Here is a 16,444-nt window from a genome sequence, read left to right as displayed (position 1 = left end):
CTACGTAGGTCGTGTTTTACCGCGAATCACAGCAAAGCGCAACGTAACGCTTGACGCTTGTCAAACTCTGTTACTCGGCGCTTGACATTGTTTCGTGTCGCGTGACAGGATTCGCCTCGTCGGCCCTGTCATCGGTGCCAGCTTTTCCCCTGCCGGGTGGGCAACGGGGGTCGACAGTCTTCAGGCGGGGAATCTCTGGCAGGGGATGAACATGAAACGAGAGCTTGCGGCGCCCGGATTCAACGCGATGACGGGGTACGGGAACGGAATGGGAATGCGCGAAGAGTTCGGCGGTTTTCCGTCTGGTCGCTTCTGGATGGAAGAGTACGGATGTCTGGATGCGCCGTCGTGGGTATTGGCGGGGTCGTTGATTTCAAGCGATCTCTTCGACAACCGGAGCTTTCAGCGCATCACGTACCGGGGGGATTGGCGGTAATGAACGCCCATGACATGCCGGCCGAGCTGGCCGAAGAGGCGATCAAGGCGGGCGACCGGCTCGCCGTCGTCGAGCTGCTGCGACGCGAGTTCGGCGAGATCCTGAAAATGGACACCGTCCTGCGCTCGCTGGTGGATGCCGAAGAGGCGCTAGGCATCGACGTGTGCGCCGGGCAGTTTGAGGAATGCCTGTGGTCGCTGAATTCGGGCCTGCGTCGGCTGCTGGCTGAGTTGAATCGGGTGCCGGCGTGAGCGTCTATTCCTACGCAAGATACATGAGAGAGCGGAAGCAGCTCGGGCGGCGGGCAAATGTGCTCGCCGCCTGCTGTGGGCTGGTCGTGTTCGGTGGCGCCATGGTTGAGGCGCTGTTCCGTTGAAAGTCCGGCTTTCCCATTCCGATCTAGAGCGCATCGGCCGCAATCAAGCGGCGGCGCTTGAAACCTGGGGCGCGACGCTCGCCGGTCACATGCCGGCGCCGTGGCGTCATCAGGTGCTGTCGGACTGGAAAAGCCGGCGCGCGGCCGACGAGCGCGACGGGAATACGTGGCTGCGCCATCTCGTCGAAGAGATGCAAGAGGGCTGCGCGGTCGGCCTGGGGCTCGATGCCTCGGACGAAGACATCCGCGAAGCCGGGAAGCAGCTCGCCGCGCGGGCCTTCCAAGTCGCCGAAGACCTCCATATCAAGACGCTGCCGGCGCTGCGCGAGCGGCTCGCGTCGCTGTGCGAGCAGAACGGCGTCCAGGCGCCGGAATGCCGGATCAAGGATAAGGGCGCGGTGCGCCGCATGACGACGGCGGCATGGTGGGTGCGCAAGCTCCGCGCCGCACACGGGCAGCGGATCGAGGCGGCGGCAATCTCGTTGGGCTACGTGCACAAGCGGGGGCAGCGCTACGCATCCGACGTAGGGGTCAAGCGGCGCCGAGAGCAGAAGGCGCGCAACGCGGCATCGCTCGCGGCAACGATCGCCGTCAATCAGGACGGGCAGGAATTCACGCTCGCCGAGCTGGCCGAAAAGAGCAACGCGAATCCGCGGGTACGCCGCGCCGAGCTGATGACGCGCATCCGCGGCTTCGAGATGGTGGCCGACAGCCTGGGGCATGTCGCGGAGTTCCTGACGATGACCGCGCCGAGCCGATTCCATGCGATCAAGGTCGATGGCCTGCGCAATCCGAAATACGACGGCACGAAGCCGGCCGACACGCAAAAGCAGCTCGTGAAGCGGTGGGCGCGGGCGCGGGCGGCGATGGCGCGCGACGAGATCCGGCTCTACGGCTTTCGCATCTGCGAGCCGCATCACGACGGGTGCCCACACTGGCACATGCTCGCCTTCCTGCCGGCCGACAAGGTCGAGCGGGTGCGCGAGATCGTGCGCCATTACTTCCTAGAAACCTGGGACGGGCACGAGGCCGGCGCCGCAGAAAACCGCGTGAAGTTCGAAGCCATCGACAAGGCGCGCGGCGGGGCTGTGGCCTACGTCTCCAAGTACATCAGCAAGAACATCGACGGCATGACGGTCAATGGTGACTTGCTCGGGGATGGGCAGGTCGAGGTCGCGGAGCGGGTCGAAACCTGGGCGACGACGTGGCGGATTCGTCAGTTTCAACAGCTGGGCGGCGCGCCGGTCGGCGTGTGGCGCGAGCTGCGCCGGCTGAAGGTCGAGGACGGGCTATCCGACACCGTCGAGCAGGGGCGAATCATGGCCGACGTGGGGCGCAATTCCGACTACGGGCAGTCGGCGCCAGGGTGGGCGGGATACGTCGCGCTCCAGGGCGGGCCGCTGGTGTCGCGGGCGGATCTCGCCATGCGCGTCGAGCGCACCGAAGCCGGGGAAAAGATGGATCCGACGACGGGCGAGTGCGTCGAGGCGGTCAATTGCTACGAAGAGCCGTGCGCGCCGAACGTGTGGGGCGTGCGGGATGCGGAGGCGGGGCGGGTGTTCCTGTCGCGTCGGTTTAAGTGGGAGGTGCGGCGTGGGTCGGGGAATAGCGGTCAAGTTCAAGGTGGGGCGCCCGTGGTTGTTCGGGGTGGTGATGGGTCGCGGGTGTCTGAACTGGGTAGTGATGGGGTTCGGGCCGGTGCGAGTGGAAATAGGGGCGGGGGATTAAGGGGTTCGGGGTTTGCGCCCGCTAGGGCGCCTCGGACCCGTGTCAATAACTGTACGCGGAGCAAACAGGATGGAAGCGATGAAACGGGCAGTAGCGGACGCGGAAGTGGCCGTGATGAAGGCGGAACGGGCATTCGCAGATATGCCGATGCACAAAAAGGCCATGGCGGGGGCGGAATTCGGGGCGCTGGTCGGGGCGATTCGGGCGGTGCATGTGGAAATTCTGGCGATTTATGACGAAGTGGCGACGGGGGGCAAGTGATGGCGCACATTGAAGCGACGGCATGGGGCGAGTGCCACGACTGCGGCAAGCCGGTAGCAGTCAAGAAGAACCGAAGCGGCTTGGCGTATTACCGCTGCGACCATTGCGGGGTCGAGCATAAGCACCACTCGCAGCGGTCGAGCGATCGCTATTTGTCGCGATTCGCGGCGCCGGTCGGCGGCGGGGAAGGCGACGGCGGCGCGTCGAATCGCGGCGACGCGACCGAGCCGAAGCCGGTAGCGAAGAAGCCGGCCGCGGGTCTCGCGGCGTTGTTTTCGTAAGGGGGAGTCATGGAAAAGGTGGAAGTGCAAGGCGGGATGCAGGACGAGCAAGCGGCAGACTTCGCCGCGCTGATGGCGGCGGCGACGGATGGCGCGCCGCTGCCCCAGGGCGAAGAGCCGGCGCCGGAAGTCGAACCGGGCGAACAATGGGCGATGATTCCTGCGATGCTCGGCTCGGCGCTGTCGATGGCGCTGCCGGAACTTAAAGAGGTGTATTCGGAAGATGCGTGCCGAGCCTGGGGCTCGAGCATGGTCCCGGTGGCGGAAAAGTACGGCTGGAACGCGGACGGCATTCTGTGTCCGGAAGTCGGTCTGCTCGCCGCCTCGCTGCCTTTCATCGTCGGCACCCTGGGCGCCGTGAACCGACGCAAGGCGCTGGCCGTGGCCGAAGCGCGCAAGGCGATCGCGGGCGGCGAAAAGCCGCGAATCATGGAAGCGGCGCCGGCCGTGAAGGCGGGCACGGTGCAGTTCGGTGAAGTCCAGGCGCACGGGGCGAGCTGATGGGCGTAGCGCGGGCACTCGTCAAGGTCGCCATTGACAGCGAAGAGAAGCGCCGCGCCGGCAAGCCGGCCGCGCCATCGGCCATGCAAACGGCCGATGGTCGGCTCGTCGTGATCGGCGGCGCGTCACGCTCGGGAAAGACCGCCTATGTCCGAAAGCGCACCGTCGCCGAGCGGCGCATCATCGCCTGGGATCCGGAGGACCAATGGGCGCAGGAGCGCGGCTATCGCAAGGTCACGACAAGGAAAGCCCTGCTCGATGCGATCCAGACACCGGGGGCGCTGCGCGTGGCCTACGTGGCGGGCGGCGATCTGAAAGCCGAGTTCGATTTTTGGGCGCAGTGCGTCATGTACGCGGGGCGCTACGTCGCGGGGCTGGTGGCGATCGCGGAAGAGCTGGCGGACGTCACGAGTCCTGCGAAGGCGCCGGGGGGTTGGGGGATCTTGCTGCGCCGGGGGCTGAAGCGCGGCATCACGATTTACTGCATATCGCAGCGATGGAGCGAAGCCGACAAGACGGCGATTGGCAACGCGAGCGAGTTCGTGTTGTTCCGTCAATCGTCCATGGATGACGCGCGTTACCTGTCCCGTAAAACGCGGGTGCCATACACCATGCTCGAAGTCCTCAAGCCTCTGGAATACGTGCGATTCGATGCGGGAACGGGTGCGACAGAGGGCGGGCGCCTCAGATTCTAAAAATATTTTTGCGCCCATCAGGGTCGCGAATCACAGCAAAAAGCCGCGAATCGCGGCTTTTGTCATTTGTCAAGGGGGCGCGGACGATGCGGACTCAAGCGCCGGGGGGCGCGATCCGCAACTTTCGGAGCAACCACAAATGAACAAAAGCACTTTGATCAGCGTCGCCAAGATCCTCGCGATCTATGCCGCCGCTGCCGCGTTTCAGCGTCACGTGATGGCCGTCCCGGTCGTCGGCGCCTACCTGCCGAAGTAAGGGGAAACCATGTCTGTAGGAATCCTCAACCGCTACGGTCTGTCGTTCGGGAACGTCGTCGGCGATGGCACGGCGAGTAATAACATCACGGTCGGCCGAACGCTCGAAACGGTGTCGCTGAAGCTCGGCGGAACCACCTTTACCAAGGCGATGATCGAGCAGGTTCGATTCAAGGCGAACGGCAAGACAATTCTGGATGCGACAGGCGAACAGCTCCAGGCGATCAACGCATACCGCGGTGATCCCGAGGATGCGGCCTATCTGGATATCCAGTTTTCCGACTTCACCGGTCAAACCGAATTCGACAAGCAGGTAGGCGCGTTCGATACAACCGTCGGAATTGGCAACATCACGACCGAAGTCAAGATCGCAGGCGCCACGGCGCCGCAACTGACCGCGCTACTGCGCGAGTCGGCGCGCAGTCGCCCGTCCGAAGCGGCCTACGCGGGCATGATGTGCAAGCTACTCAGCTACCCGTTCAATATCTCGGTGGGCGGTCGTCTGCCGGTGAGTTTCCCGTTCGGGCCGAGCCTGGGCGCGATCATCAAGCGCGTGCACGTTTTCCACTCGGGCAACATGACGGGCGCCACGGTCAAGCAGGACGGCATGCCGATCCACGAAAAGACCCTCGCCGAAAACGAGCGCGAGCAGGACCGTTTCGGCCGCGTGCCACAGGCGAACGTCTACACGCTGGACTTCGTTCTGGATGGCTCGATCGGAAAGGCGCTGAACACGCGCGATGCCAAGTCGCTCGAATGGCTCTTCGACTTCTCCGCGGCCGACAACGGGACCATTCTCGTCGAATACCTTGACGTGCTGGGCAACCTGTAAGGGGGTTCCATCATGGACGAGGTAAGCGGCTGGGACTTCGGTCCCGGCAATTTCGAGGATGCCGGCGTCAATTACGGGTGGGAGTCCGACTACGCGGCGAGCAATGCCGGCGCCGCGACGTCGGGCAACTCGTTCAACTACGGGGCGGGCCTCTTCGGGCTGGCGAATACCTACCTGAAGACCGATGCAGCCATCCGCATGCAGCAGTCGCAAGACGGACGGCGCTACATGGAGGGGCAACCCTACGTGCAGCGTAACGGCGGGCTAACGCTGTCGCCGGGTCTGCTGCTGCTGCTCGTCGTCGGCGCCATTGCCTACGCGGCGAAGGACTAGCCATGGCGGCGGTATGGGTCGGGCTTGCAACGGCGGCGATTGCGGCATCCAAGGCGCCGCCGTCAATGGCGGTGCCGGTGGCGTCTGATCCGTTCGGGTGGTTCGATAACTCGGGCTGGACGGTCGCGACGGGCGGAAGCACGGCCAGCGCGAGCCGCACGCAAGCCGGTGAAGGATCGGAGATTACGCGCATGGTGCCGTGGCTCGCGGTGGCGCTGGTCGGCGTCATGGCGGCAAAAGCCTGGGGCAAGAAATCGTGATCGAGCTGCGGCCGGCCGCGTGGAGTGACGACATCGCGGCGCTGCTCGCAGCGGCGGAAAGCGGGGCATCGCTTGCGGATCTGCGGGGGCAGATAGAAGCGGGCGCCGCGTCGCTTTTCGAGGTCGTGCGCCAGGGTGACGGCGCGCGGCTCGCGGCCTACGTGCTGCGGGTCGATCGCGGGGTATGCGGTGACGAAGGGGTCGTGCTGTCTGCCGGGGGGCGGGCCGATTTCGACCTCTTCGCCACCTGCATGCCGGCGATCGAAGCGCAGTTCTCAAACGTCGTCGCGATCCGCATGCACACGGCGCGTGCTGGCCTGCTGAAGAAAGCGGCGGCGCTGGGCTATCGGCCGGTCGAAATCGTGCTCAAAAAACAGGTGAATCATGAGCAGCAGTAACAGCAAGTCGAGCGCGGCAACGACGTACAGCAATGCGGATAACCGCGGCGTCGCAGATGGCGGCTCCACGCTTTCCACGCTGTCGGCCTCGGGCCAGAAGAGCAACGCGGCGGGGGCGGGCGCCATCCTCGTGCCGGGGGACAGGAATCTCATTTCCACGAACACGACCACGAATTACCAGACGATTGACGCCGGCTCGGTGCAGATGGCCGGCGACACGATCAGCAAGGCGCTTGACGTGGTGGCGGGGGCCGATGCCACGGCGGGCGACGGTTTCGAGCGGGTGATTACGCTCGCCGGAGACATGATGGACGCGGGCCGGCAAATGGTCGCCGATACGCAACAGGCGGCGCTGTCGGCCTACTCGCAGGCGACAACCGAGAAAGCCGGGACCATCGACAACAAAACAATCATCGTGCTTGGCATCGCAGGCGCGGCGGTCGCCTTCGCGCTGGCGAACGGTTCAAAGGGGTAACGAATGTCTGATCTCATTCGGCAGACGATCGCAGCGGGCGCAAGTCTGCAACTGGAACGGGCGGCGGGGATGTTCCTGCTCAACGAAGCAGCGGCGCCGCTGCGGCTCAAGCTGTATCGCCAGGGCGGGACGCTCTTTGACGCGGTGGACGTGACGCGCGGGATCAAGGTTCGGCCGGAAGGCGGATTTGATCGCGTCGCGCTGACGAACGAATCCGGCGCTCCGATCTACATGGAAGCCTTCATCTGCGCGGGCGACGTGGATGTGCAGATCCAGACGGGCATTCAGGTGACGGTTGAAAACGCCGATGCGGCGCCGGTGCCGGTCTATGTGAAGAACGCGCCGGCCGTGACGGGCGTGTCCGATGCAACGCAAGCGGTGTCGGCGGTCGCGGCGCAGTTGGTCGCGTCGAGCGGCGGGCGGCGGTCGCTGCGCGTGCGCAATACCGGAACCGTCGATGTTGCGATCGGAGGCGCGGCGGTCGCGTTCGCCGGGGCGGCGGTCGTGCTGATGCCGGGGGAATGCTGGGTGGAGGATGACGGCGCACCGTGCGAATGGTGGGCAGTCACGGAAACGGCGGCGGGATCGGTCGCGGTGCAGGAGGTCGCGTAATGGCGGGCTACGCAACGCGGGCATTCAAGGTCAAGGGTGTCGCGGGCGCCGTGGCGCGGACCTATCAGGACAAGGCCGCGGAAGCCTTGAGCGTGTGGGACTTCATGACCCAGGCGCAGCGGGACGAAATCGCCTCGGGCGTCGCGTACTCCGACATGACGGCGCCGATCAATACCGCGCTCGAAGCCGGCAAGGCGCTGCGCCGGCCGGTCTATGCGCCGGGGGGAAAATACCGAATCACGCAAATCGTCGTTCCGTCCGGCGTGGATTTCTTCGGCGCCGGGGTCGGCGGGTACGGCTCGCAGCTTTTCACGAACGCCGATGACGTGACGGTGTTCATGCAAATGGCCGGCGTCAATGACGATGCAATCGTCTTCGATATGCCGTTGCAGAGCGGGTTCTATCGCCTATTCAACGTCCACATGCATGACTTCGTGCTGCTCAAGGAAACCGGCGCCGATACCATCGGCAACGGCATTTCAGTGCGACAGGTCGGCACGGATCGGGCCTTGCTGGCAAGCCATGGCCTCATAAACGCGATTACGGTCTTCGAACGCCTGCTCGTGCGCGGCTTCCCCGAAGACGGGCACTACTGCCGCCAGGGCGCCGCGCCGGGTTACTTCAACGATCTGGATTACATTTTCAACGGCGGCTATGGCCTGCGCATCGACGGCGCCAACTACATGCGCGGCGTCAATATCCGCAACATCGCGGGCGACGGCAACAAGGGGCGCGCGGTGCTGCGCATCGGGGCGGCGCCGGCTGACAACTTGATTTCGATTGACGGCGTGTTTGCGGAATTCCGCAGCGATAGCCCCTACGGCAACACGGCCGGATTTACCGGCGCTCAACCGGACGCGATCGAGATAGTAGATTGCGGCGACAACACGGTGGTAAGCGTCAAGAACGTCTATGGGAATAGCATCGTCGCCGATACCGCGATGCGCTCGGCGATCTTCGTCAATGCGTCGAGCCAAGCCACGACGCCGACGATCTTGTTCGATGCCATTTCGCTGCGCAAAACCGGGCTGGCGAGCGGCAGCAAGTATTCGCTCTACGACAACCGGCTCGGCACGGGAGTGCCGAGTTCGATCCGGTCGGGCTTCTACTCGCTGAACGAAACGCCGATGGCTTTCGTCAGCGGCTTTACCGTGTTCGGCGAAGCGTCGCTATCGAAACCACCTGTCGGCACGGAAGGGGTTCAGGTCAAGGGCAACACGCCAGCCGTGTCGTGGTGGGAGTCGGATGCAGCGGCGGATTCCAAGGGTTGGACCTTCGGGCCATCGGGCGGGAATCTTTACCTGCGGACCTACAACGACGCGCTTGCGACCAATGACATTGTGATGACCTATGTGCGATCGGGCGGGCTGGTGACGCGGATCGAAGCGCAGAAGGAACTGCGCGCGACGGCGAAGCTGTCGGCCACGGCGCTCGGCACCTTTGCGGATGACACGGCGGCGGGGGCGGGCGGATACGTGAGCGGCAACATCTACAAGACGGCAACAGGCGAACTCAGGATAAAGCTCTGATGCGCGCGGCGCTCGTCGGCGGGCTAGTGGTGATCGGGGCGGCGGGCTTCGCGGCCTACCGCGCCGGCATGCTGCCGACAGAAGCCGCGGACGTCATTGACGAAGTGATGGACATGCCAACGCAAATTGACACTGCCGATTCGAACCTGCGCGCCTTCCTGCGGGCGATCCGCTACGCGGAAGGCACGGCGGGCGACAACGGCTACCGGATGCTATTCGGTGGCGGGCTCTTCGAGTCCTACGCGGATCACCCGCGCGTCGCCGTGATCCGCTCGGGATACCAATCGACGGCGGCCGGCGCGTATCAGATCCTGGCATCGACCTGGGACGAATACCGGGCGGGCCTGCCGGACTTTTCGCCGGCCAGTCAGGACGAATGTGCGGCGCGGCTGATCCGGCGCCGCGGGGCGCTCGGCGACGTGTACGCGGGGCGCTTCGGTGACGCGATCCGCAAATGCGCAAAGGAATGGGCAAGCCTGCCGGGGAGTCCCTACGGGCAGCCGGTGCGGACGATGGCGCAGATGGAGCAGGCTTACAACAACGCGGGGGGGGTGTTCGCGTGAAAACGGAAGATGCAATCGTGTTGGCAGCGGCGGCGGCGATCGGGTGGTTCCTGATCCGCAAGGCGCTGCCGGGTGGGGTGACGATCGGCGCGGACTTCACGCCGAAAGCGGCCGCAGGCGATGCCGGCTTCGGCAACCTGGTGGCGACCTGGGAAGGATGGCGCTACTACGATTCGGGCTACGGAAAAGACCCCTCGGGCGCGATCTACTACCAAGGGCAGAAGATCACGTGAACGCCGAAAACGTCAAAGGCTTGGCGCTGCTCGTCGGGCTGCTCGGAGCCGGATACGTCGCATGGAAAGCCTACGACGCGACGGCCGGCGCAGTCTCGAGTATCGGTTCTGCCTTGAATGGCGCCTATGACGCGGTGACGGAAGTGCTCTCCGACGTCGGAGACGGCATATCGAGCGCGGCGGCAGTGGTGACGCAATCCACCCCTGCGCGGGTGATCGTCGCCAACGTCATGAAACCGCCTGTCCCGGTGGGCGGCTCTTCGGTGCAAATCCCGTTCGTTGAGGATCTGCCGGAGGGCAGCTATCAGGCGGCAAATATGTTCTGGTCGATGCACCCGAACGAAGTTTTCTACGACTAAGGGGAATCACATGGCAAACGGACAAAACACGGCGGCGATCGCGGGGCGGCTCGCCGAGCCTTCAACCTGGGCGGGGCTTGCGATCTTCGGGCAAGGGGTCGCGATGGCGGCGGCGGACTGGAAGAACGGCGCGGCCTGGGGGAATATCTTCGCGGGACTCGCGGCGGTCTTCGTGCGGGAAAAGGGTGGCGCAGGTGCCTGACTGGCTGATGCAGATCGGATTCGGCCTGCTGTCGGCCGGCGCGCTGTATGGGGCGATCCGTTCGGATCTCGCCAATGCTCGCGAGTCGGCGCGGCGGGCACACGAACGGATTGACGAACATCTGGGCGACCATCTGCGCGGCCAGCTTCAGCGGGGGCCGGCATGAACATCAAGCAGGTGATTCCCAAGGCGCCGGACATCCTGCGCGAAGCCATCATTGTGATGGCCGGCGCGCTGCTCGCGTCCATCGTCGTGCGCGGCCTGCCGCCGTCGCTCAGTAAGTATTTCAGCTGGCCCGGTTCGAGCGAATGAGCGGGCCGGACTTCGCGATCCTCGGGCTGCCGCGTTCGGGAACGACCTGGGCGGCGAATTGGCTGTCCGATGGGTCGGCGATCTGCCTGCACGATCCGGAGCAGGATCACGCGCCGGAGGACATTCTGCGGCTCAACCTGGGGAGAAGCTTCGGCATTTCGTCGTCGGGCCTGTGGGCGTGGCCGGATGTGATCGCACGGCTTGAATGCCCGGTGCTGATCCTCGATCGCGATCCAGGCGAATCCGATGCATCCATGCAGCGGCTGGGGCTCGATCCTCTGCCGAGCTGGGCGCACGATCGTTTCGCGGGGATCAAGGGGCTACGCGTGCCGCACGAATGGCTATGGCGCGTCGGCGGCGCGCGGGCGATCTGGAACTATCTCAGGGCGGGGAAGGAATTCGACGTGCTGCGCTGGCGCGAGCTGGCGCGGGTGCGGGTCGAGCCGGTGATTGAAAAGATCCGCCTGTGTGACGGTACGCGGGCGGCAATGCGGAGCATTCAACAGGGGGTGTAGCCATGGCAAAGCGCAAGCAACCGCGCGGCAAGAACGGCCGATTCAAGCGGAAGTAAAGAGAGCCGGGGCAACCCGGCTTTTTCACGTTCACCGGCGCGGGAGGTCGGACATTGCGCGCTCGAAGCAACCGAAGATCGCGCCGCCTGGATTCATCAGCGTGCCGAAGCCGTGATTGTTGCCCTCGCCGTAGTAGATGCTGTCGCCGGTCGCGGCATCGGTAATGCGGACGGTCGCGGACGTATCCGTCGCGGCGAACTGGTAACGGGCCTTCAGGCGCATGGATGCCTTCGAGGGGTCGGATACCGGGTCATAGCCGCGCATCGCCAGATAGCTTTCGATCTTCTGTTGCAGGCCGAATCCGTCGCCGTCCATGGGTTCCACATAGACAGACGGCGGGCGCGTGGTGTCAATCTGGCGGATCAGGGCGCCGGAGCCGGAGCAACCGGCCAGGATCAGGACGAAAAGCGAAAGCAGGACGGCGCGCATGCAAACCTCATTCAGTGGAAAAAGACGCGAGCATCATGCCCATGCGGGACTCAAGCCGCAACTGCTGCCGATACCACGCGGCGCGCTCTTCGGCGGCATCCTGGGCGGCGGTCGCGCGCTCGGCGTCCTGCTTTGCGCGGGTCAGGTCGAGTTCAAGTGCCGTCACTTGCTGGGAACGCCAGAACATCGCCTTCAGTTCGCCGCACTCGAAAGGTCGGCGCCAATACGGATGGTGCAGCCCGTCGACAGACAGCCGGAAGCCTTCCCACTCGCTACCAAGCAACTCGCCAAGGTCAAGCGATTCATGCGACGAAAGGGAGCCGGGGCGGGGTTTGGCGGCGGGCATGCCTCAACGGTAACGCTTAGTTGCATTTGTCCGAACGAAAAAAAAGCCCGCGGATGCGGGCCTTTTCGTCGATTTGATGCGCTTGGATCTGTTCGCCGGGGTCGTCACGGAAGCCGGGGCGCCTGCGGTTCGAAGTTGACATAATACCAATTATGGCGGTTTCGCAAACCCGCCGCACACCGTCTTGTGCATCTTTCCTAGCACGCGCAACGACAGATCGCTGCGCGGATAGACCCGGCACGCGAGGACTCGGCCGCTCTCCTGATCATCCGCGCTGACGTGATCGCGGCTCATCGCCCGCGTCTCGAACTCGCCGGCGATGATCTCCACCTTACATACGCCGCAACCGCCACCGCAACAGCCCGCGGGAATGCCGCGCCTGCCCAGGCGTACCATGCCCGCGAGCACAGATTCGTCCGGCGCGCAGTCGTAGCGCTCCGACGTATCCTCTATCGTGACGATGAATTTCATCGTGGGTTTTCCGCAGTCCGTACAGCGTTTTGCGAGCGCAACGCCTGCTGCCCGATGGTCCGCCGATCCGCCGACTCTCCGCGATCCGGCGGCAGGAGGCCCGTGCGCACAGGCGCGCGCTCGAACCTCGAGTCGCCGAAGTCGCTCATTGGCGCCGTCTCAGGCCACCTGCTTCAGCAGCCCGCGTTCCTTCGCCATCGTCATTGCGGTGTCCTGGATCATGTCTTCCTGGCCGCCGATCATCTTCTTGCGGCCGAGCTCGACGAGGATGTCGCGCGCCGGCACGCCGAACCGCTCGGCAGCGCGCTTCGAGTGCAGCAGGAAGGTCGAATAGACGCCCGCGAAACCCAGCGTCAGCGATTCGCGATCGACGCGGACGATGTGGTCCATCATCGGCACGATGACGTCCTCGGCGACATCCATGATCTTGAAGAGGTCGACGCCGGTCTCGATGCCCATGCGCTCGCATACGGCAGCGAAGACCTCGAGCGGCGTGTTGCCCGCGCCTGCGCCCAGGCCCGCCACCGAGCCGTCGATACGTGAGGCGCCCGCCTCGATCGCGGCGATCGAATTCGCGACGCCCATGCCCAGGTTATGGTGGCCGTGGAAGCCGATCTCCGTCTCGGGCTTCAGCACTTCGCGCAGCGCGGCGACGCGTGCCTTCACGTCCTCGGGCAGCATATAGCCGGCCGAATCGGTGACGTAGATTGTGTGCGCGCCGTAGGACTCCATCAGCTTGCCCTGCTGCGCAATGCCGGCGGCGTCGTTGAGGTGCGACATCATCAGGAAGCCGGTCGTGTCCATGCCCAGCTTGCGTGCGAAGGCGATGTGCTGCGGTGAGGTGTCGGCTTCGGTGCAGTGGGTCGCGACGTGCACACTGCGTGCGCCGGCGTCGTACGCAGCCTGCAGTTCCTTCATCGTGCCCAGGCCCGGGATCAGCAGCACCGAAACCTTGGCCTGCTTCATCTTCGAGGCCACCGCCGAGATGTATTCCTCGTTCGGCGCCATCGCGAAGCCGTGCTGGAGCGAGTTGCCGCCGAGGCCTGCGCCGTGCGTAACCTGAATGTACGGGATGCCGGCATCGTCGAGCGCGGTGGCGACCTTGACCATCTGCTCGACGCTGATCTGCTCGCGCTTCGCATGCATACCGTCGCGCAGGCACATGTCGTGCAGGATGACCTTGCGGCCCTTGAGGCTGGAAGAAGTTTGGCTCATCACACGGTCTCCACGGCTTTCAACTGGATCTTTCCGGCGAGGATTTCCTCGGCGAACATCTCGGCGGTGCGCGTCGCGGCCGCGGTCATGATGTCGAGGTTGCCGGCGTACTTGGGCAGGTAGTCGCCGAGACCGGCGACTTCGAGGAAGACGGACACCTTGTTGCCGTCGTAGATCGGTCCGTTCACGAGGCGGTAGCCCGGAACGTATTTCTGCACTTCGCCAATCATCTGCAGGATCGATTCGGTGATGCGCACGTGATCCGGCTCGTCGTCCGTCAGGCAGTAGATCGTGTTGCGCATGATCATCGGCGGCTCCGCCGGGTTGATGATGCACAGCGCCTTGCCGCGGCGGGCGCCACCGACCTTGCAGATCGCGTTCGACGTCGTGTAGGTGAACTCGTCGAGGTTGGCGCGGGTGCCGGGGCCGACCGACTTCGACGCGAGGCTGGCGACGATTTCCGCGTATTCGACGCCCTGGATGCGCGACACGGCATGCACGACTGGGATCGTTGCCTGGCCGGCGCACGAGATCATGTTCACGTTCATCTCGAGCTTGTCGGCGTGCTGGCGCAGGTTCACCGGCGGCACGCACAGCGGGCCGATCGCGGCGGGCGTCAGGTCGATCATCATCACGCCGAGCTCGTTGAGCTTGCGGCTGTTCTCAGCATGCACGTAGGCGCTGGTCGCGTCGAAGGCGATCTGGATTTCATCCGCCTCGACGTGCGGCAGCAGGCCGTCGACACCGTCCGCGGTGGTCTTCAGCCCCATCTCCCGGGCACGGGCGAGGCCTTCGGATTCGGGGTCGATGCCGACCATCCACACGGGCTCCAGCACCGGGCTGCGCTTGATCTTGTAGATCAGGTCCGTGCCGATGTTGCCAGACCCGATCAGGGCGCATTTGATCTTCTTCATTGGCCTTGCTCCACGAGTGCGGCGACGCGCTGCCGTTCGGCCCGCTCCGCCAGGGTTTCGCCGGCAACGTAGAACTCTTCGTTGCCGTGTTCGGTGATCAGTACGCGCACGGCTTCACGCTTCACGCCGAGCGCCTGGATGACGGCGTCGGTGACGGCGTTCGCGACCCGGCGCTTCTGCTCCGGCGTGCGTCCCTCCGCGAGATGCATTTCGATGATGGGCATGGTTCTCTCTGTATTTGTTGGGGTCAGGGGTCAGACGAAGCGCAAGGACACGCTGCCCAGCTCCTGGAAGCGCGCGACGATGCTGTCGCCCGGCTTCACGGGAATCGCTTCTGTAATGCCGCCGCTCATGACGAAGCTGCCGGCGGGCAAGCCTTCGTCGAGGTCGGCGAGGATGTTCACAAGCATCGCGACGGCGTCTGCCGGGTGGCCGAGCACCGCCGCCGACGCGCCCATCGTCACGATCTCGCCGTTCTTCTCCATCACGACGCCGAGCGTGCGCAGGTCGAGGTCCTCGACGTAACGAGCGCGGCCACCGCCGACGAAGCGCGCGGACGAACCGTTGTCAGCAATCACGCTGGCGAGGTCGAACTTGAAGCCCGAAAAGCGCGAGTCGATGATCTCGACGGCCGGCAGCACGTAGTCGGTCGCGTCGAGCACATCCTGCCGCGTACAGCCGGGGCCGCGCAGGCCCTTCTTCATCACGAATGCGACTTCGCACTCGACGCGCGGATGGACGAGGTCGGCCGTCGCGATCGCGCTGTTTTCGGGGCGTGCCATGCGGTCGGTCAGGAAGCCGATCGAGGGCACGTCCACGCCCATCTGCTGCATCTTCGCCTTCGACGTGAGGCCAGCCTTCCAGCCGACCAACCGATGGCCCTGCGCGATGTAGCGACGGCGCAATTCGCTCTGGACCGCGTAGCCATCGGCGATCGTCATCGACGAGTATTCGTCGGTGAGCTTGGGGATCGCGTACGCGCCGCGCTGGGCGCCTTCGACGCGTTCGCACAGACGCACGACGTCCTCGCGCGACAGCGTCAGTTCATGCTTCTGGCTCATACCGCGCTCCTTCCGGCAAATTTCACGCGGCAGCTACCCAAGCCGCCGACCGTGCAGACGAGCTCGTCGCCATCGACGACGGGCACCAGGGGGGACTGCGATCCGGAGAGGATCACTTCGCCGGCCTTGAACGGGATGCCCAGTTCGCCGAGCGTGTTCGCGAGCCACGCGACCGCGTTGGCGGGCGAGCCCTGCACTGCGGCGCCGACGCCCGTCGAGTGCAGCTCGCCGTTCTTCTCCAGCACCATCCCGGCGAGCGTGATGTCGAGCTTCCGCGGGTCACCCTTGGTCTTGCCGAGGACATAGACGCCGCAGGACGCGTTGTCGGCGACGGTGTCCTGGATGCGGATCTTCCAGTCGGTGATGCGCGAATCGACGATCTCGAAGCACGGCACGACGTAGTCGGTCGCGCGGATCACGTCCATTGCGGTCACGCCCGGGCCTTGCAGGTCATGCTTGAGCACGAAGGCAAGTTCGGCTTCGGCCTTCGGCTGGATCAGCGTGCCGAGGTCGATGACGTCGCCTTCCTGGTACACCATGCCGGACGTAAGCTGGCCGAAATCCGGCTGGAACACGCCGAGGAAGTCCTGCACCGGCTTGCTGGTGACGCCGATCTTCTTGCCGACGATCTTTTCGCCGGCCTGCACGCGGCGCTCGATGTAGCGCAGCTGGATGCGGTAGGCGTCGTCGAGCGTGATGTCCGGCTCGCGTTCGACGAGCGGCTGCAGCGTGCGGCGCTCGTGCCAGGCGTCGAAGAGCTCGTCGCCGTATTGCCTGATCTTTTCTTCGTTCATA

Annotated in this window: 28 protein-coding genes; 20 read left to right on the top strand and 8 right to left on the bottom strand. The window is 64.8% G+C overall.

All coding sequences use genetic code 11. The annotated features are described in order from the left end of the window. Window positions 1-211 precede the first annotated feature (211 nt). The 20 genes from VJ673_RS02765 (at window position 212) to VJ673_RS02670 (ending at window position 11,156) form a co-directional block, all read left to right on the top strand. Window positions 212-436 (top strand): hypothetical protein, encoded by a 225-nt coding sequence (locus VJ673_RS02765; protein ID WP_324124494.1) that lies wholly within the window; start codon window positions 212-214, stop codon window positions 434-436. Further along, a complete protein-coding gene (locus VJ673_RS02760) occupies window positions 436-687 on the top strand; it encodes a hypothetical protein (RefSeq protein WP_324124493.1) in 252 nt (83 codons plus the stop codon). The genes VJ673_RS02765 and VJ673_RS02760 overlap by 1 nt, the downstream gene beginning before the upstream one ends. Window positions 688-808: 121 nt before the next feature. Next, a complete protein-coding gene (locus VJ673_RS02755) occupies window positions 809-2,776 on the top strand; it encodes a replication endonuclease (RefSeq protein ID WP_324124492.1) in 1,968 nt (655 codons plus the stop codon). A 24-nt stretch (window positions 2,777-2,800) separates the two neighbouring features. Then, window positions 2,801-3,082: a hypothetical protein gene (locus tag VJ673_RS02750; RefSeq protein WP_324124491.1), complete on the top strand. Its 282-nt coding sequence runs from the start codon at window positions 2,801-2,803 to the stop codon at window positions 3,080-3,082. 9 nt (window positions 3,083-3,091) lie between these two features. Beyond that, a complete protein-coding gene (locus VJ673_RS02745) occupies window positions 3,092-3,583 on the top strand; it encodes a hypothetical protein (RefSeq protein WP_324124490.1) in 492 nt (163 codons plus the stop codon). Beyond that, window positions 3,583-4,278 carry a hypothetical protein gene (locus tag VJ673_RS02740; protein WP_324124489.1) on the top strand — a complete coding sequence of 232 codons (696 nt, stop codon included), beginning with the start codon at window positions 3,583-3,585 and terminating at the stop codon, window positions 4,276-4,278. Before VJ673_RS02745 ends, VJ673_RS02740 begins: the two co-directional genes overlap by 1 nt. Window positions 4,279-4,543: 265 nt before the next feature. Next, window positions 4,544-5,365 carry a major capsid protein P2 gene (locus tag VJ673_RS02735; protein WP_324124488.1) on the top strand — a complete coding sequence of 274 codons (822 nt, stop codon included), beginning with the start codon at window positions 4,544-4,546 and terminating at the stop codon, window positions 5,363-5,365. Between the two features lie 12 nt (window positions 5,366-5,377). Then, the gene (locus tag VJ673_RS02730) at window positions 5,378-5,698 is read left to right on the top strand and encodes a hypothetical protein (RefSeq protein ID WP_324124487.1); all 321 of its coding nucleotides are present in this window, start codon (window positions 5,378-5,380) and stop codon (window positions 5,696-5,698) included. Between the two features lie 2 nt (window positions 5,699-5,700). Continuing rightward, window positions 5,701-5,958 carry a hypothetical protein gene (locus VJ673_RS02725; protein ID WP_324124486.1) on the top strand — a complete coding sequence of 86 codons (258 nt, stop codon included), beginning with the start codon at window positions 5,701-5,703 and terminating at the stop codon, window positions 5,956-5,958. Further along, on the top strand, window positions 5,955-6,356 hold the full coding sequence (locus VJ673_RS02720) for a hypothetical protein (protein ID WP_324124485.1): 402 nt from the start codon (window positions 5,955-5,957) through the stop codon (window positions 6,354-6,356). Before VJ673_RS02725 ends, VJ673_RS02720 begins: the two co-directional genes overlap by 4 nt. Then, complete coding sequence (locus VJ673_RS02715) at window positions 6,343-6,831, top strand: hypothetical protein (protein ID WP_324124484.1); 489 nt, start codon at window positions 6,343-6,345, stop codon at window positions 6,829-6,831. The genes VJ673_RS02720 and VJ673_RS02715 overlap by 14 nt, the downstream gene beginning before the upstream one ends. Window positions 6,832-6,900: 69 nt before the next feature. Continuing rightward, the gene (locus VJ673_RS02710) at window positions 6,901-7,443 is read left to right on the top strand and encodes a hypothetical protein (RefSeq protein ID WP_324124483.1); all 543 of its coding nucleotides are present in this window, start codon (window positions 6,901-6,903) and stop codon (window positions 7,441-7,443) included. Further along, window positions 7,443-8,972, top strand: coding sequence for a hypothetical protein (locus VJ673_RS02705; protein WP_324124482.1), 1,530 nt, complete (start codon window positions 7,443-7,445; stop codon window positions 8,970-8,972). The genes VJ673_RS02710 and VJ673_RS02705 overlap by 1 nt, the downstream gene beginning before the upstream one ends. Then, window positions 8,972-9,535: a glycoside hydrolase family 24 protein gene (locus VJ673_RS02700; RefSeq protein ID WP_324124481.1), complete on the top strand. Its 564-nt coding sequence runs from the start codon at window positions 8,972-8,974 to the stop codon at window positions 9,533-9,535. Before VJ673_RS02705 ends, VJ673_RS02700 begins: the two co-directional genes overlap by 1 nt. Next, the gene (locus VJ673_RS02695) at window positions 9,532-9,768 is read left to right on the top strand and encodes a hypothetical protein (protein WP_324124480.1); all 237 of its coding nucleotides are present in this window, start codon (window positions 9,532-9,534) and stop codon (window positions 9,766-9,768) included. The genes VJ673_RS02700 and VJ673_RS02695 overlap by 4 nt, the downstream gene beginning before the upstream one ends. Then, window positions 9,765-10,127, top strand: a complete 363-nt coding sequence (locus VJ673_RS02690) for a hypothetical protein (RefSeq protein WP_324124479.1) — start codon at window positions 9,765-9,767, stop codon at window positions 10,125-10,127. Before VJ673_RS02695 ends, VJ673_RS02690 begins: the two co-directional genes overlap by 4 nt. A gap of 10 nt (window positions 10,128-10,137) precedes the next feature. Next, window positions 10,138-10,329, top strand: a complete 192-nt coding sequence (locus tag VJ673_RS02685; RefSeq protein ID WP_324124478.1) for a hypothetical protein — start codon at window positions 10,138-10,140, stop codon at window positions 10,327-10,329. Beyond that, the gene (locus tag VJ673_RS02680) at window positions 10,313-10,495 is read left to right on the top strand and encodes a hypothetical protein (RefSeq protein WP_324124477.1); all 183 of its coding nucleotides are present in this window, start codon (window positions 10,313-10,315) and stop codon (window positions 10,493-10,495) included. The genes VJ673_RS02685 and VJ673_RS02680 overlap by 17 nt, the downstream gene beginning before the upstream one ends. Further along, window positions 10,492-10,641, top strand: a complete 150-nt coding sequence (locus VJ673_RS02675) for a hypothetical protein (protein WP_324124476.1) — start codon at window positions 10,492-10,494, stop codon at window positions 10,639-10,641. Before VJ673_RS02680 ends, VJ673_RS02675 begins: the two co-directional genes overlap by 4 nt. Then, window positions 10,638-11,156: a hypothetical protein gene (locus VJ673_RS02670; RefSeq protein WP_324124475.1), complete on the top strand. Its 519-nt coding sequence runs from the start codon at window positions 10,638-10,640 to the stop codon at window positions 11,154-11,156. Before VJ673_RS02675 ends, VJ673_RS02670 begins: the two co-directional genes overlap by 4 nt. An 87-nt stretch (window positions 11,157-11,243) precedes the next feature. Here VJ673_RS02670 and VJ673_RS02665 read toward each other — a convergent pair whose 3' ends face one another. The 8 genes from VJ673_RS02665 to dmpE form a co-directional block, all read right to left on the bottom strand. Next, entirely contained in the window at window positions 11,244-11,642 is a 399-nt protein-coding gene (locus tag VJ673_RS02665; protein ID WP_324124474.1) for a hypothetical protein, read from the bottom strand. 7 nt (window positions 11,643-11,649) lie between these two features. After that, window positions 11,650-11,988 carry a hypothetical protein gene (locus VJ673_RS02660; protein WP_324124473.1) on the bottom strand — a complete coding sequence of 113 codons (339 nt, stop codon included), beginning with the start codon at window positions 11,986-11,988 and terminating at the stop codon, window positions 11,650-11,652. Between the two features lie 150 nt (window positions 11,989-12,138). After that, window positions 12,139-12,459, bottom strand: a complete 321-nt coding sequence (locus VJ673_RS02655; RefSeq protein ID WP_324124472.1) for a 2Fe-2S iron-sulfur cluster-binding protein — start codon at window positions 12,457-12,459, stop codon at window positions 12,139-12,141. A gap of 159 nt (window positions 12,460-12,618) precedes the next feature. After that, window positions 12,619-13,674 (bottom strand): 4-hydroxy-2-oxovalerate aldolase, encoded by a 1,056-nt coding sequence (gene dmpG / locus VJ673_RS02650; protein ID WP_324124471.1) that lies wholly within the window; start codon window positions 13,672-13,674, stop codon window positions 12,619-12,621. Next, window positions 13,674-14,588, bottom strand: a complete 915-nt coding sequence (locus VJ673_RS02645) for an acetaldehyde dehydrogenase (acetylating) (RefSeq protein WP_324124470.1) — start codon at window positions 14,586-14,588, stop codon at window positions 13,674-13,676. The genes dmpG and VJ673_RS02645 overlap by 1 nt, the downstream gene beginning before the upstream one ends. Then, window positions 14,585-14,812, bottom strand: coding sequence for a tautomerase family protein (locus VJ673_RS02640; protein WP_169255731.1), 228 nt, complete (start codon window positions 14,810-14,812; stop codon window positions 14,585-14,587). The genes VJ673_RS02645 and VJ673_RS02640 overlap by 4 nt, the downstream gene beginning before the upstream one ends. A gap of 30 nt (window positions 14,813-14,842) precedes the next feature. After that, on the bottom strand, window positions 14,843-15,649 hold the full coding sequence (dmpH, locus tag VJ673_RS02635; RefSeq protein WP_324124469.1) for a 2-oxo-3-hexenedioate decarboxylase: 807 nt from the start codon (window positions 15,647-15,649) through the stop codon (window positions 14,843-14,845). Next, window positions 15,646-16,443 carry a 2-oxopent-4-enoate hydratase gene (dmpE, locus tag VJ673_RS02630; RefSeq protein ID WP_324124468.1) on the bottom strand — a complete coding sequence of 266 codons (798 nt, stop codon included), beginning with the start codon at window positions 16,441-16,443 and terminating at the stop codon, window positions 15,646-15,648. Before dmpE ends, dmpH begins: the two co-directional genes overlap by 4 nt. Window position 16,444 lies beyond the last annotated feature (1 nt).

It is taken from the genome of Aromatoleum sp. (assembly GCF_035254505.1).
Taxonomy (GTDB): domain Bacteria; phylum Pseudomonadota; class Gammaproteobacteria; order Burkholderiales; family Rhodocyclaceae; genus Aromatoleum.
The sequence above is the reverse complement of the archived record's forward strand: the minus strand, read 5'-3'. Positions and strand labels throughout refer to the sequence as shown.

Coding starts and splice junctions, on each gene's coding strand:
- VJ673_RS02765 (WP_324124494.1), top strand. CDS start 212: ATGAAACGAGAGCTTGCGGCGCCCGGATTCAACGCGATGACGGGGTAC.
- VJ673_RS02760 (WP_324124493.1), top strand. CDS start 436: ATGAACGCCCATGACATGCCGGCCGAGCTGGCCGAAGAGGCGATCAAG.
- VJ673_RS02750 (WP_324124491.1), top strand. CDS start 2,801: ATGGCGCACATTGAAGCGACGGCATGGGGCGAGTGCCACGACTGCGGC.
- VJ673_RS02745 (WP_324124490.1), top strand. CDS start 3,092: ATGGAAAAGGTGGAAGTGCAAGGCGGGATGCAGGACGAGCAAGCGGCA.
- VJ673_RS02740 (WP_324124489.1), top strand. CDS start 3,583: ATGGGCGTAGCGCGGGCACTCGTCAAGGTCGCCATTGACAGCGAAGAG.
- VJ673_RS02735 (WP_324124488.1), top strand. CDS start 4,544: ATGTCTGTAGGAATCCTCAACCGCTACGGTCTGTCGTTCGGGAACGTC.
- VJ673_RS02730 (WP_324124487.1), top strand. CDS start 5,378: ATGGACGAGGTAAGCGGCTGGGACTTCGGTCCCGGCAATTTCGAGGAT.
- VJ673_RS02725 (WP_324124486.1), top strand. CDS start 5,701: ATGGCGGCGGTATGGGTCGGGCTTGCAACGGCGGCGATTGCGGCATCC.
- VJ673_RS02715 (WP_324124484.1), top strand. CDS start 6,343: ATGAGCAGCAGTAACAGCAAGTCGAGCGCGGCAACGACGTACAGCAAT.
- VJ673_RS02710 (WP_324124483.1), top strand. CDS start 6,901: ATGTTCCTGCTCAACGAAGCAGCGGCGCCGCTGCGGCTCAAGCTGTAT.
- VJ673_RS02705 (WP_324124482.1), top strand. CDS start 7,443: ATGGCGGGCTACGCAACGCGGGCATTCAAGGTCAAGGGTGTCGCGGGC.
- VJ673_RS02700 (WP_324124481.1), top strand. CDS start 8,972: ATGCGCGCGGCGCTCGTCGGCGGGCTAGTGGTGATCGGGGCGGCGGGC.
- VJ673_RS02685 (WP_324124478.1), top strand. CDS start 10,138: ATGGCAAACGGACAAAACACGGCGGCGATCGCGGGGCGGCTCGCCGAG.
- VJ673_RS02675 (WP_324124476.1), top strand. CDS start 10,492: ATGAACATCAAGCAGGTGATTCCCAAGGCGCCGGACATCCTGCGCGAA.
- VJ673_RS02670 (WP_324124475.1), top strand. CDS start 10,638: ATGAGCGGGCCGGACTTCGCGATCCTCGGGCTGCCGCGTTCGGGAACG.
- VJ673_RS02665 (WP_324124474.1), bottom strand. CDS start 11,642: ATGCGCGCCGTCCTGCTTTCGCTTTTCGTCCTGATCCTGGCCGGTTGC.
- VJ673_RS02660 (WP_324124473.1), bottom strand. CDS start 11,988: ATGCCCGCCGCCAAACCCCGCCCCGGCTCCCTTTCGTCGCATGAATCG.
- VJ673_RS02655 (WP_324124472.1), bottom strand. CDS start 12,459: ATGAAATTCATCGTCACGATAGAGGATACGTCGGAGCGCTACGACTGC.
- dmpG (WP_324124471.1), bottom strand. CDS start 13,674: ATGAGCCAAACTTCTTCCAGCCTCAAGGGCCGCAAGGTCATCCTGCAC.
- VJ673_RS02645 (WP_324124470.1), bottom strand. CDS start 14,588: ATGAAGAAGATCAAATGCGCCCTGATCGGGTCTGGCAACATCGGCACG.
- VJ673_RS02640 (WP_169255731.1), bottom strand. CDS start 14,812: ATGCCCATCATCGAAATGCATCTCGCGGAGGGACGCACGCCGGAGCAG.
- dmpH (WP_324124469.1), bottom strand. CDS start 15,649: ATGAGCCAGAAGCATGAACTGACGCTGTCGCGCGAGGACGTCGTGCGT.
- dmpE (WP_324124468.1), bottom strand. CDS start 16,443: ATGAACGAAGAAAAGATCAGGCAATACGGCGACGAGCTCTTCGACGCC.